This is a genomic window from Neobacillus sp. NPDC097160 (assembly GCF_044762155.1).
In the GTDB taxonomy this organism is placed as follows: Bacteria; Bacillota; Bacilli; order Bacillales; family Cytobacillaceae; genus Neobacillus.
The window spans coordinates 390,798-404,195 of the sequence record NZ_JBIWDU010000003.1 but is presented as its reverse complement, the minus strand read 5'-3'; the positions used below and the strand labels follow the sequence as shown (position 1 = coordinate 404,195).

Below are 13,398 nucleotides of genomic sequence, written 5' to 3'. Positions count from 1 at the left end.
CCGTTTCGAATTGAACGGCTTCTTTCTTTACGTTTTAATCCTCCAAAAAGTGTAAAACTCTGTCATAGGTTTCATCATCACCGATAATGAGTAATACATCCCCTTCAAGAATTAAAGCATATGGCCCCGGTGAGATAATTAACTCACCTTTCCGTTTCATCCCAATCACCGTTCCTCCGGTATTTTGCCAGAACTTCATTTCTGAAATCGTTTTTCCGATATAAATACAGCCTGGAAATATTTCCACCTCAATGGGCGCTAATGGATTGGTATGCCGAAGCTTTCCTGAGTAATCTATGATTTTTCTTAGCGTATCAAATAACTGCTCATCAAGCTTATTTCTTTCTGACATGAGCGAATTAATTTGCTTTTCGAGATCTTTAATACTAGCTAAATTGGAAAAACGGTGAATATATTTATAGGCATTCTCCCGTGAAGAAATTACAATCCCACTGCCCTTTGTGGATTGAACAATCTCCACGTCTTCTAAAATTTTGATTGCTCTTCGGACAGTTTCAGGGGAAACCTTGTATTCACTAGCCAAGGTGGATCTTCCGTGGATCTTTTCTCCTACTTTAAACTTTCCATCGTATATTCTATTTGCCAAATCAATGGCAATTCGTTCATAAGTCGGAATTTGTGCTTTCTGCATTGGAACCCTCCACCAAGATTCTCATAAATATGAATGTCTTATATCATTCCACTATACCGTTTTTCGTGTAATTTTGCGAGCGCAACAAATAATACCATTTTTTTGTACAACTTTGGACATAATTGTATAGAGGCATTTGAAATGAGGTGAGGAAAATGAAACGGAAGGTTATTATTATTTTGAGCACTTTGTTTATCATTTTTATGGCAGCATTATTTATTTATTACCTAATAAAAAGCGATTCATCAAGATGGCAAGTAGCGCTTGGCGGCATCATTGTTAGTGAATTACCGCTGCTCTTATTACGGATGAAACATAACCCCTTTAACATTCCTATTATTATCGGTTATTATCTTTTCTTATTTTGTTCATTATTTTTAGGCTCCATTGCCAGTTTTTATCTGCATCATAAGTGGTGGGATTCTACCCTTCACTTTTATAAGGGAGTATATGTCGGTATTGTCGGCATAAGTCTATATAAACGATTGATCCCTGAAAAAGTCCGCAATGATGTCTCAGCATGGATCCTTTTTCTTTTCGTTCTCTCGTTAGCCGTTTTCGCCAGCGTTCTATGGGAAATTTATGAATTTGTAGGCGATTTAACTTTTACACGTACAATGCAGCGGGGTGGTAATACGGATACGATGTATGATTTACTTTATGGTTTTTTAGGTGGCCTCATTATTGCTGTTTATTCCCTGATAAAAAAACAGAAAGTTTAAGTAGAGGTGGCAGGATTGAATCGGAAGCTTGTTATTATCTTTAGTGGATTATATGCCCTTTTCATGGCAATTTTAGCAGTCTATTACTTTAAAAATGGTGAATCCTTTAAATCAACCGTTGCCATTGGTGGTATTGTATGTGGTGCAATCCCCCTTTTATTGGCACTGTTTACGAAGCTGCAATTCAATTTGCCCATTGTCATTTCCTATTTAATTTTTTTAGTTGGTTCACAATATCTCGGCTCAATTTTAGGCTGGTATGGCCTTGGCTGGTGGGACACTTTTATGCATCTCGTCAGCGGTGCCATCCTTGCCTTTTGTGGAATTGCTTTATATGAAAGATTGATTCACAGAAATGCAGGTGATGAAATCTCGCCATGGTTTGTTTTCTTGTTCACTCTTTCGTTCGCAGCACTTGGTGGAGTCCTATGGGAGGTCTATGAATTTAGCTGTGACCAATTTTTTAGTATGACCTTACAGGGCGGGGGTAACAAAGACACGATGACAGATTTAGTCGCTGATACCGTTGGGGGGCTCGTAATTGCCATATGGTCTGGCATTCGCACGAAGATTAAGTTAAATAAAGGTTCATAGTAAAAGGTACGCCATAGTTGACGTACCTTTTTAGGTATCCGTTAAACTGTTACTGCTGCAAAGAACTCCTCGTAGATCGCCTGAACTGCTCTTTTTTCATCTACTTCTTTAACACCAAACATCATACTAACCTCTGAAGAGCCTTGGTTAATCATTTCAATATTGACACTCGCCCTTGCTAATGCCTTAGAAGCCCTTGCCATCGTCCCAACATTATGGCGCATACCTTCTCCAACCACCATAATTAGTGCAAGGCTATGTTCGATTTTCACTTCATCAGCATGTAATTCTGTCTTAATCCGCTGAATGATTGCTGCTTCAATTTTGTCATCCAGCTGGTTTTCTCTTAAAATAACAGACACATCGTCAATCCCCGAAGGTGTATGTTCATATGAAAGGCCAAAATCCTCTAAAATTCCTAATAGCTTGCGGCCAAAGCCAATTTCTCTATTCATTAAGTATTTACTAACATAAATACTGCAAAATCCTTGATCACTGGCAATCCCTATAACAGGGCCGTTTGTGTTGTCCCGTTCATACACAATCCTCGTCCCTGGTGCGCTTGGGTTATTTGTATTTTTTATTTGCACAGGAATCCCCGCTCTAAATGCCGGTACAAGCGCTTCATCATGCAACACTGAAAATCCCGCGTAAGAGAGCTCACGCATTTCGCGATAGGTCAATTCTTTAATTTCCTTCGGCTTCTTTACGATAGAAGGATTGACGGAATATACCGCATCTACATCCGTAAAATTTTCATAAAGGTCTGCATTTAGCGCATTAGCCAGAATGGAACCAGTAATATCGGAACCACTGCGCGAAAAAGTGAACACCTCTCCTTCTTCACTATAACCAAAGAATCCGGGAAAAATTAATATCCCTTGCCGCTCTCGCAATGAAAATAATCGTTCATATGCTTCCGGTAATGCTTGAGCATTCCCCGGCTCAGCACTTACCAGCAAACCAGCCTCTTTAGGGTCAACGTAAGTTGTCTCGACACCCCGCTCCAGGAAATAAGCAGCGACTAATTTTGCATTATTATCCTCACCGCTTGCCTTGATTAAATCGATATATCGATCAGGCTTACTTTTGTCACTAGCAAACCTATTTACTAAATCATTAAAAATATCCTTTATCACCCTATCCGGAAGATGACATTCCTCGGCAATCGCAGAATATCTTTCCATAACAGCTTCAAGCTTTTCCTTAGGATTTTGATTTTGTAAACATTGTTCAGCACATTCAATCAATAAATCTGTAACCTTTGTATCTTCTGCAAACCTCTTCCCCGGAGCTGATACGACAACAACTTTTCGTTCAGGATCAGATAGGACGATCTGAAATACCTTCTCAAGCTGTTTTCCGGATGCTAAAGAGGATCCGCCAAATTTTATGACCTTCATCAATACATCCCCTACTCTATAAAAAATATAATCTTAATTTTATTACAAATTCAGAAATATTCAAGAGTTTTTTCCACCAGTCATGAACATTTGTCCTCAACGGAAGGACAATCCATTCTGTAATATACAAAAACAGTGAGATTTCATCATGAAATCTCACTGTTAAAAAATCAGCGAATCATTTCAATAAAATGGGCAAGAATTCTTGCGGTTAGTCCCCAGATTGCCCTATCCCCATAGCGGTAAAAATATTCCTCTGACTCCCTTGTCCGCCAATTATATTTTTCACCCCCAGGGATTAAATCATACGGGAAATCCCTTTCCGGCACTGCCTTAAAATGAATACGATAAATTTCCGGACTATTTTTAATTAAATAGGTTAGCGGAACGGTAAAAATCTCGCCAACTTCCATGGGATTTGGCTGAATTTCGTCTGGCCTGTTTATGTATCCCACAAAAGGATAGAGAATCATCCCAAAAGGTGAAATCATATAATCCAAAGGGTAAATTTCAGTGATCTCCTCTTTGATAATTCCTAACTCCTCAACCGTCTCACGGATGGCTGCATCCTTTTCATCCAAATCCTGTGAATCAATTTTACCTCCTGGAAAACAAATTTCTCCTGGCTGACTCCTTAATTCAAGCGAACGGACCTCAAACAACACATGAATCCCATCCTCCTTTTGAAGCAAAGGAAGCAAAATTGCATATTTCGAAAAACGCTCACTACCAAGTATTTTGGGTGTATGGCGTTTTATCTTTGTTAGAATCGTTTCCAGCTCCATGATTTCACCCCCATTCGTTTTAAAAATTTTGCTTACTATTACAATACCACTTTTTAACCAATGAATGAAAAAAACAACCCAACTGGTTTAGGTTGGATTGTTCCTAAAACTTTACTGTTTCTTCTCGTACCAAGAATACATATAAGCAGGATCTTCAATATTCTGTGCAGATTTTACAATTTTCAGCGGGTGAAAGGTGTCAATCATAACAGCCAGTTCAAGTGTTTCTTTTTTTCCAATACTCGCTTCTGTTTTCCCTGGATGTGGCCCGTGTGGTATTCCACCAGGATGTAGCGTAATCGAACCCTCCTGTACGCCTTTACGGCTCATGAAATTGCCTTCTACGTAATATAGGAGCTCGTCACTATTAACATTGCTATGATAATACGGCGCCGGAATGGATTCTGGATGGTAATCATACAATCTTGGAACAAAGGAACAAACAACAAAATTATTTCCTTCAAATGTTTGATGGACCGGCGGCGGCTGATGTACCCTTCCTGTAATGGGTTCAAAGTCCTCGATATTAAAAGCCCACGGATATAAATAGCCATCCCAGCCCACCACATCAAACGGGTGGTGACCAAGAATATGAGAGGAAATTATGCCTCTCGATTTCGTTAATACCTCATACTCCCCTTTTTCATCGAAAGTCACTAGGGCTTCCGGTCCGCGAATATCACGTTCACAAAATGGACTATGCTCTAAGAGCTGCCCATATTCGTTGCGGTAGCGCCTTGGGGTCGAAATTTGGCTAAAGGATTCTATAAAAAGCATTTTCGTCGTTTCATTTTCATTAGGGATTACCCGAAAGATTGTTCCAATCGGTATAATCAAGTAATCACCCGGACGATAAGAAATCGTTCCGAACATCGTTTCGAGACTACCTGAGCCATAATGAATATAAAGCATTTCATCCCCATCACCATTCCGGTAAAAGCTTTGCATCGGCGCCGTCACATTCGCTGTTCCAATTAGTAAATCCTGATTTCCTAGTATATAATTTCTTGCTTTAAGCGCATCCCCCTTCAGGAATACCTTACTAGTAAAAAAGTGGCGGTGCTTAAGCGGCTGCTTCTCCTCATATTCCGGTAAATAGTCGCCAACCAATTCCGATTTCATGATCTCCGTCGGCATATACTGATGATACAAAATCGATTGCGTTCCCGAAAAGCCCCTTGTTCCCATCACCTGCTCTCTGTATAGGCTACCATCGACTTTTTTAAACATTGTATGTCGCTTGTGTGGAACCTCTCCCATTTGACGGTAATACATTACTTCACCTCTTTTCCATTGATAATGGTATTTTTCAATACACCTAAATGATCAATCTCTAATTCTACCTGATCCCCAGGTTCAAGCCAGCGATGAATCTCCGTGCCAAGTTCGAGGATACATCCAGTTCCAACAGTTCCTGAACCGATGATTTCCCCTGGATAAAGCGTGACGCCCTGTGATGCCCTTACGATCATTTCGCCAAAGGAATAATAAATATCCTTCATATTCCCTTCAGACAGCAGTTTCCCATTCACACGTGCTTTCATCGATAAATCAAAGCCCTTCCCCCGTTTAAGCGATGCAAGCTCGTCTTTTGTGACAATCCACGGACCAATTGATGTTGAAAAGTCCTTCCCCTTTGCTGGTCCAAGACCTACCTTCATTTCTTTTCTTTGCAGGTCTCTTGCACTCCAATCATTTAATATGCAATACCCAAATATATAGTCATCTGCCTCATCCTCGGGTATATTCCTGCCTTCCTTACCAATGATACAGGCAATTTCAAGTTCATAATCAAGCCGCTCGCACTCATTAGGCAATACAATATCTTCCCCTGGTCCCTTAATCGCAAGATGATTAGAAAAGTAAAAAACAGGGATTTCGTACCACTCTGAAATCATCTCGAGTCCACGGTTTTCCCTGGCCGTTTTCACATGCTGCTCAAAGGCATAAAAGTCACGAAAGCTTCTAGGCATCGGGATTGGTGCTTTTAAATGGATTTCACTTAATTGGTACACCCCTCTTTTCCCGCATGTTACTTGGGTTAAACTAGCCACTTTCTTCATATATTCTTTAGAATGATCGAGAAAATCTAGAAGATTATTAGGAAGGAGCCCACTGGATGCTTCGAACATATCCAATACATGTTCTTCGTCTATTAACCACCCTGCGCTGATTGACCCATCTTCTTTTTCAAAGGTTACAAATTTCACAGTACTCACCTTTTTTCCGTTTTTCGAATCATTTCAAACGTTTTGGCCAATGGGTCGGTAAAACTGTTGCCGGCCATTCTTCCAATCGGTTGTAATTTTTCCGTATCAATTCTCCCATTGTCAAAAAGTTCATCCTTCACATGGACGTGAACCACTTTGCCTATTACTAGGCTGCCGGCTCCCGGTTTATTTCCAAAATGCAGCACTTGATGTAGTTCACATTCTAAATGGACAAGAGATTCTCTAATACGCGGCACCCGCACACACACACTTGCTTCTTTTGTCAGACCCGCTTCATCCATTTCATCAATATCCGGGGCAAATTCAATGGCACAATCATTCATTTGCTGTGCCATACTCTCACTGACAATATTTATCACAAATTGACCGTTACTTTCTATATTGACGAGGGTATCTTTTTTAGCACCATCCGTACCCCTTCGCATTGGTGAAAAACAAATAAGCATGGGATCTGCACAAATAGCGGTAAAAAAACTAAATGGCGCGGCATTGGCCGTCCCCTTTTCATCCATTGTTGACACAAAGGCAATCGGACGAGGCAATATCGATCCAACTAATAGTTTGTAGGCGTCTCTCCATTCAAGTGCCGCCGGAGTGATTTCCAATTGATTCCACCACGCTTTCTAAAACGATGTTTTCCTTTGAAAAAAGGGAGAAATGTACTCTCCCCTTATCCGAACCATATGGTAGGGATCCCCTTTACTATACCTTTTATAAATCTATCATCTACAGGTTTCCGCGTCTCTCTTGTTCCCTTTCAATTGATTCAAACAGTGCCTTAAAGTTTCCTTCACCAAAACCGCGGGCACCTTTCCGCTGGATGATTTCAATGAATAATGTAGGGCGGTCGACGATTGGTTTTGTGAAAATTTGCAGTAAATACCCTTCATCATCACGATCCACCAAAATATTGAGTTCACGAAGCTGTTCAATTTCTTCATCAATTTTGCCGATCCGCTCTCCTAGGGATTCATAATAAGTCGCTGGGGTTTTAAGGAATTCTACCCCATTCTTTTTCAAAGTGGTTACAGTTGAAACAATATCTTCCGTTAAAATCGCCAAATGCTGTACCCCAGGGCCATTGTAGAATTCTAGATATTCCTGGATTTGTGATTTACGTTTCCCTTCCGCAGGTTCATTAATAGGGAATTTAATCCGGCCGCCATTATGCATCACCTTTGACATGAGCGCAGAGTATTCCGTCGTAATGTCCTTGTCAGAGAAGTGTTTCATTTCCTTAAAGCCCATCACCTTTGAGTAATATTCTACCCACTCCTCCATCCTCTCCACATTACCCACCACATGATCAATTCCAATTAAACCGGCATCCTCAATTGGCAATGCTGTAGTGTATGGTTCGTAACCTGGAAAAAACGCACCATGATAGTTTTTCCGTTCAATTAACGTATGGATTGTATCGCCATATGTACCAAGAACGGCTTTCTTGACAACACCATGGGCGTCCTCCAATGTAAATGGAACAGCATGTGCAATTGCTCCCCTATTTACCGCTTCTTCAAACGCCTTCTCGACATCGTCGACCAAGAGGGCAATGTCCTTTACACCGTCACCGTGTTTCTTGACAAACTGGGCAACCCTGCTGTCTTCAGAATAGGAGCCTGTAAGAACGAGACGAATATTTCGCTGCTTTAAACAATAGGAAGCGGTTTCACGATTTCCGGTTTCGAGGCCGGAATAGGCAACAGGCTTAAATCCATATGCTGTACAGAAAAAGTGACAGGCTTGTTTGGCATTTCCGGTGTATATCTCAATATAATCAACATCCCGTACTGGAAAAAAGTCATCAACAAGCTGGTCGGCCCTTAGTCTCTTTTCTTTCATGTAGAAACCCCCATTTTAGTAAAAGTATTAATATTCAGAATTAATTTTAAATGAAGGTTTGTTGTCCACTCAAGAGCAGGATGTACAGCAATACCGCTTTTGCGTGCTAAAGAATGCAGGTCAAGCCACAAATATTTCCCTTAGTAAAAAAGAGAAACATACCTAAACAGGCATGTTTCCACTGCATATATATTGGAAATATATTTTTCACAAACAAAAAGTGTCTAAATTTGTAAAAAACTATTTTTTCCCTACGAAAGAATCGCGCGGTCATTCGCCATTTGCACACCGCGAATTCTCTTAAATTCACTCAATAAACCTTCAATCGTTAGTTTTTGTTTATTTTCCTCATTAACCTCTAAGATGACTTGCCCCTTATCCATCATAATTAATCGATTACCAAGATCAATGGCTTGCTGCATGTTATGCGTTACCATTAAGGTAGTAAGGTTGTATTTATTGACAATTTCCTTTGTCAGGTTCGTGATCACCTCAGCCCGCGATGGATCAAGGGCAGCCGTATGTTCATCTAGAAGAAGGATGGATGGTTCAGTGAAGGTAGCCATTAATAAGGATAGGGCCTGCCGTTCTCCGCCAGAGAGCAAGCCGACCTTAGCATTAAGACGGTTTTCCAATCCGAGATGCAGTGTTTCCAATACTTCACGGAAATAATCCCGTCTTTTTTTCGTTACACCTCTCCGCAGTGTTCTCGTTTTGTTCCGAGAATACGCCATAGAGAGATTCTCTTCTATCGTCATACTTGGGGCTGTTCCGGCCATCGGGTCCTGAAAGACACGCCCAATCATTTTTGAACGATTAAATTCCGACATATTGGTAACATTCTTTCCACCGATTTGAACAACCCCGACATCTGGGGTTAACACACCGGAAATGATATTCATCAACGTAGATTTCCCGGCACCGTTACTGCCAATGACCGTCACGAAATCTCCTGGCTTTAGGGAAAGAGTCACATGATCGATGGCAATTTTTTCATCAGGTGTCCCTTCATTAAAAATCTTATGAATCTGATTTAATTGCAGCATGATGTTCCCCCTTCGCCTCTGCAGAAGTTTGGATGATATCCATTAATTCTAATTTTCTTCGAGCTTTCCGCTTTTTTTCTTTGAAACCGTCGATAATTTTTGGAGCTGTTAATGCAATAATGACAATCAGCGCAGTTATCAGTTTCATATCACCTGTTTCTAAGAAACCCACACGAAGAGCTAAGGTAATTACTAGTCGATAAATAATAGCACCGCCAATAACGGCAAGGGTGGTTCTAGCAATCGTTCTTGTCCCAAATAGCGCTTCACCGATTATGACAGAAGCTAAACCTATTACAATCATCCCAATTCCCATCCCAACATCTGCGAATCCGCTTTGTTGGGCAATCAGGGCCCCAGAGAATGCAACCAACGCATTAGATAAGCCAAGGCCGAGAATGACTAGCAGGTTGGTATTAGCGGAAAGGCTGCGAATCATCCGTTTATTGTCCCCTGTTGCTCGAATAGCAAGACCAATTTCCGTTTTTAAAAACCAGTCCGTAAAGAATTTAATCAGGAAGGTCACAAAGATCATGAAAATAAGAATTCCCCATGTTTCCGGCAGATCGTCACCAAGACCAACCGCCGAGAGAATACTATTGAAGAACGAATCAATTCCTGTTTTTTCAAAAAAGCCGCTGATTTTTGTAAAAGTGGTATCTGTATTTAATAAGGGAATATTTGAGCGTCCCATGATTCTAAGATTAATAGAGTAAAGGGCAATCATCATTAGGATTCCGGCGAGCAAGTTGTTAATTTTTCCAAATGTATGCAATAGTCCTGTTATACATCCGGCAGCAAAACCGGCAAATAAGGCTGCAATTGTAGCGATAAATGGGTTTACTCCATTCGCAATTAAAACCGCTGAAAGTGCTGCCCCCGTTACAAAACTCCCATCCACCGTTAAATCCGGGAAATCCAGAATACGAAAGGAAAGATAGACGCCCAGCGCCATAATCGCATAGATGATACCTGCTTCAAATGATCCAAATATGGCTGTAAACATTGAGATCATCCTTTCATTATTTCTTTGACCTAAGGTTTTAATGGATTTAGGCCATATTCTTATGCAAGAATCAAGGAGGTAACCTCCCAAAAGGTCTCCTCCTTGAATAATATCATTGATTATTTACCGTCATAAAACTCGCCAAGCTTGCTCCATTCTTCTTTTACCTTTAAGCCTTGTGCCTCGGCGGCTTTTTTATTGATAACTAGTTTTAAGCTACTAGGAAGTTCAACTGGAATTTCAGAAGGCTTTTTCTTCCCGGTTAAAATATCCACCGCCATTAAACCGGATTGATAACCGAGGTCAAAGTAGCTAAAACCGCTTGCTGCTACCGCGCCTTTTTTCATAGAATCCAGCTCACCAACGAAAAGTGGAATTTTTTTGCTGTTGGCAACGGCAATAACAGAATCAAGAGCAGTAACAACCGTATTATCTGTTGGAACGTATATCGCATCCACACGGCCGACTAATGACTCGGTAGCTTGTTTCACTTCTGATGTAGTGGCTACGGAAACTTCGACAAGCTTTGCACCCTTTTCTTCAACTAACTTTTTCACTTCTTTTACTTGCACTTCTGAATTCAGTTCACCTGAATTATAGATGACACCGATATTTTTTGCCTTTACTTCGTCAGTAATAAAGTGAATCGTTGTTTTAGTAGCATCAGGATGGTTGTCAGTTGTTCCGGTAATATTTTTTCCTGGTTTATCAAGGGCTTCCACCAATTCAGAAACAACCGGATCTGTTACTGATGTAAAGACAATAGGGATTTCCTTTGTCGCATTCAATGCTGCTGTTGCACTTGGAGTGGCATTGGCAAAAATCAGGTCTACCTTATCGCCAACGAAATTCTTGGCAATCGTCTGGACATTATTCTGATCCGCCTGGGCATTTTGTTCATCATACTTTACCTTAATTCCTTTGTCCTTTAAAGCCTTTTTAAACCCTTCTGTCGCTGCATCTAAAGAGGGATGCGGAGCAAATTGGCTAATGCCGACCTTAAACTCCTTATCCGCTCCACCCTTTTCCGAACCGCCTGCTGATTCTTTACTGCCGCAGCCGGCGAGCAGCAGCATTCCTGCCAACGCAATCGATAATCCCTTAACTTTTTTCTTCATTTGTTTACATCCCCCTAAATTTAGCTTCCTAATTTTCTAAAAATTAAATATATTAGAAATTATTCTAGTATTTTTTTAGTCCAAAAGCAATAGAAATCGCAAAAATATTTTTTTGCTTTAAAGCAGCATAACTATAGATAAGGAAAAAAATGCCTTCTATGCTAATAGAAGGCATTCAATCCTATATTCTAAATTATGAATGGATGAACAAAAATATGTGTCTTACCAATCACGGGTATTCTCAAGTAATTGATCAATCTCAACTTTTTTTACTTTGTGACTGCTTTTCTCAGATGTTAGATCTGATGTCGCTTCTAGTAATTTGTCGATATCAATTAAAACGTTTCCCATACCTAACCTCCATTGAATAGTTTTTGTTTAACACTTTACAATATGATTCGACCATCCCTTTATTATCATGGGGGTCTTTTTAATTAACAATAATAATAAGAAATAGTTTTTTTAAAAGATTACTAGTTTAAATTCTAAATTTACCTTTGATCCAATGCTCGCAAAACATTTAACATATGCGTTTGGTCATATTTTTGCAAACTGTACGATTTATATGGCGGTGATTGCCGTTTATGAAGACTTCTCCCCGTGAGACCATTGCCGCTCCAATTAGCAGAACCAAAAGCCATTAAATCAGCTTCATAATACGAAAACAATCCAGCCTCTCGTTTGGCTGGATTGTTTGATTATGCGGTAATTTTCATTTCTTTTTGTTTATCACTTTGTTTAAAAAAGAATTTCATCATTGGAGGTGTAACAATGGTGGTAACTAAAACGACAATGACTAATATCGCGAAAAGCTCCTGACTGATTAATTTTGTTTCTAAGCCTATGGCAGCGATAATTAACGCGACTTCTCCCCGTGAGACCATTGCCGCTCCAATTCCAAGGGAGCTCTTCCATGAGAATTTTGCTAATTTGGCACCGGCAGCTGCACCAATCAACTTTGTTAAGATTGCTAGAATACTAAGCCCTATGATGACGCCTAAATGTTGCGAGATTCCATCGAAGCTTGCCTTGACGCCGATAGATGTAAAGAAAACAGGTACAAAAATGGAATAGCCGATTGTTTCCACCTTTTCAAATATCTCATGTTTAAATTTCGTCTGACTTATTGCTACACCTGCAATATAGGCGCCAATAATGGCGGCAACGCCTGTTAACTCGGCCACATAAGCAAAGAGAAAGCAGATGATTAATGCGGCAGAAAGCAGCGATTCTGTCACTTTTAAAGGTGCAAACTTATTTAAAACCCACGGAACAACCTTCCAAGCTATAAAAAAGGCACCTGCAAAAAAGAGCACCTTCTTCACAATAACCAGCGTTAAATTAACATCTCCGCCGGCCATGCTCATCAAAAATGCTAAGGCAATGATCACAACGACATCATCGATTACGGCTGCCCCTAAAATCGCAGTTCCTTCTTTTGACTGCATTTTATTCAACTCTTTCAGTGCTTGCACGGAGATACTAACACTTGTCGCCGAAAGCAATAACCCTAAAAAGATGGCTTCAAATGTCGACATATTCATCATAATACCAGCCAAGTATCCTACAAATAAGGGAACGATTATACCACTTAATCCAACAAGTGTAGAGGCTTTCCCTGACCGTTTAAATTCATCTAAATCCGTTTCCATACCGGCAATAAACATCAACATAATGACACCAATTTGGCTTAGATCTTCCAATGTTTTCGTTTCGGAAATAAGCCCTAATACCGCTGGCCCTAAAATAATTCCGACCAGAAGTTTCCCTAGCACTGAGGGCTGCCCTAACTTTACACTAATGTCCCCTGCGATTTTCGAGGCAAATAAAATAATCGCTAATTCAAATAGTAATTCCATCCAATCACTTATCCTTTTTTGTAAAATTAAAAAGAGTCTGTTTTCTAAGCAACAGACTCTTTCCTTGTGAATGCAAAAAAGCCTATCAACCAATGGACATAGTTATCCCTTGGTGACAGGCTCCTCCAAATTCAACAATT

15 protein-coding genes are annotated in these 13,398 nt (G+C 40.2%); 2 read left to right on the top strand and 13 right to left on the bottom strand.

Annotated features, from left to right (window positions below; genetic code table 11):
* Positions 1-34 precede the first annotated feature (34 nt).
* Positions 35-652, bottom strand: coding sequence for a GntR family transcriptional regulator (locus ACIQXV_RS06455; protein WP_402957086.1), 618 nt, complete (start codon positions 650-652; stop codon positions 35-37).
* Positions 653-807: 155 nt separating this feature from the next.
* Between ACIQXV_RS06455 and ACIQXV_RS06450 the strand changes: the two genes are divergently transcribed.
* Both ACIQXV_RS06450 and ACIQXV_RS06445 read left to right on the top strand, forming a co-directional pair.
* A complete protein-coding gene (locus tag ACIQXV_RS06450; protein WP_402957085.1) occupies positions 808-1,374 on the top strand; it encodes a DUF2238 domain-containing protein in 567 nt (188 codons plus the stop codon).
* A 15-nt stretch (positions 1,375-1,389) separates the two neighbouring features.
* A complete protein-coding gene (locus ACIQXV_RS06445; RefSeq protein WP_402957084.1) occupies positions 1,390-1,968 on the top strand; it encodes a DUF2238 domain-containing protein in 579 nt (192 codons plus the stop codon).
* Positions 1,969-2,009: 41 nt separating this feature from the next.
* On the opposite strand, the gene ACIQXV_RS06440 is transcribed toward ACIQXV_RS06445, so the two are convergent.
* From ACIQXV_RS06440 to ACIQXV_RS06385, 12 genes are all read right to left on the bottom strand, one after another.
* Positions 2,010-3,371, bottom strand: a complete 1,362-nt coding sequence (locus tag ACIQXV_RS06440; RefSeq protein WP_402957082.1) for an aspartate kinase — start codon at positions 3,369-3,371, stop codon at positions 2,010-2,012.
* 170 nt (positions 3,372-3,541) lie between these two features.
* Complete coding sequence (locus tag ACIQXV_RS06435) at positions 3,542-4,156, bottom strand: NUDIX hydrolase (RefSeq protein WP_402957081.1); 615 nt, start codon at positions 4,154-4,156, stop codon at positions 3,542-3,544.
* Positions 4,157-4,267: 111 nt separating this feature from the next.
* Entirely contained in the window at positions 4,268-5,431 is a 1,164-nt protein-coding gene (locus ACIQXV_RS06430) for a homogentisate 1,2-dioxygenase (protein ID WP_402957080.1), read from the bottom strand.
* Positions 5,431-6,366 carry a fumarylacetoacetate hydrolase family protein gene (locus ACIQXV_RS06425; protein ID WP_402957078.1) on the bottom strand — a complete coding sequence of 312 codons (936 nt, stop codon included), beginning with the start codon at positions 6,364-6,366 and terminating at the stop codon, positions 5,431-5,433. The genes ACIQXV_RS06430 and ACIQXV_RS06425 overlap by 1 nt, the downstream gene beginning before the upstream one ends.
* Positions 6,367-6,371: 5 nt before the next feature.
* The gene (locus ACIQXV_RS06420) at positions 6,372-6,992 is read right to left on the bottom strand and encodes a flavin reductase family protein (RefSeq protein ID WP_402957077.1); all 621 of its coding nucleotides are present in this window, start codon (positions 6,990-6,992) and stop codon (positions 6,372-6,374) included.
* Positions 6,993-7,113: 121 nt separating this feature from the next.
* Entirely contained in the window at positions 7,114-8,229 is a 1,116-nt protein-coding gene (hppD, locus tag ACIQXV_RS06415) for a 4-hydroxyphenylpyruvate dioxygenase (RefSeq protein WP_402957076.1), read from the bottom strand.
* Between the two features lie 251 nt (positions 8,230-8,480).
* The gene (locus tag ACIQXV_RS06410; protein ID WP_402957075.1) at positions 8,481-9,275 is read right to left on the bottom strand and encodes an ABC transporter ATP-binding protein; all 795 of its coding nucleotides are present in this window, start codon (positions 9,273-9,275) and stop codon (positions 8,481-8,483) included.
* The gene (locus tag ACIQXV_RS06405; protein WP_402957073.1) at positions 9,250-10,281 is read right to left on the bottom strand and encodes an ABC transporter permease; all 1,032 of its coding nucleotides are present in this window, start codon (positions 10,279-10,281) and stop codon (positions 9,250-9,252) included. Before ACIQXV_RS06405 ends, ACIQXV_RS06410 begins: the two co-directional genes overlap by 26 nt.
* A gap of 119 nt (positions 10,282-10,400) precedes the next feature.
* Entirely contained in the window at positions 10,401-11,399 is a 999-nt protein-coding gene (locus ACIQXV_RS06400) for an ABC transporter substrate-binding protein (RefSeq protein ID WP_402957072.1), read from the bottom strand.
* Positions 11,400-11,621: 222 nt separating this feature from the next.
* Positions 11,622-11,750, bottom strand: a complete 129-nt coding sequence (locus ACIQXV_RS06395; protein ID WP_402957071.1) for a hypothetical protein — start codon at positions 11,748-11,750, stop codon at positions 11,622-11,624.
* A 140-nt stretch (positions 11,751-11,890) separates the two neighbouring features.
* Positions 11,891-12,067 carry a hypothetical protein gene (locus ACIQXV_RS06390; protein WP_402957069.1) on the bottom strand — a complete coding sequence of 59 codons (177 nt, stop codon included), beginning with the start codon at positions 12,065-12,067 and terminating at the stop codon, positions 11,891-11,893.
* A 30-nt stretch (positions 12,068-12,097) separates the two neighbouring features.
* Positions 12,098-13,258 (bottom strand): cation:proton antiporter, encoded by a 1,161-nt coding sequence (locus ACIQXV_RS06385; protein WP_402957068.1) that lies wholly within the window; start codon positions 13,256-13,258, stop codon positions 12,098-12,100.
* Positions 13,259-13,398 lie beyond the last annotated feature (140 nt).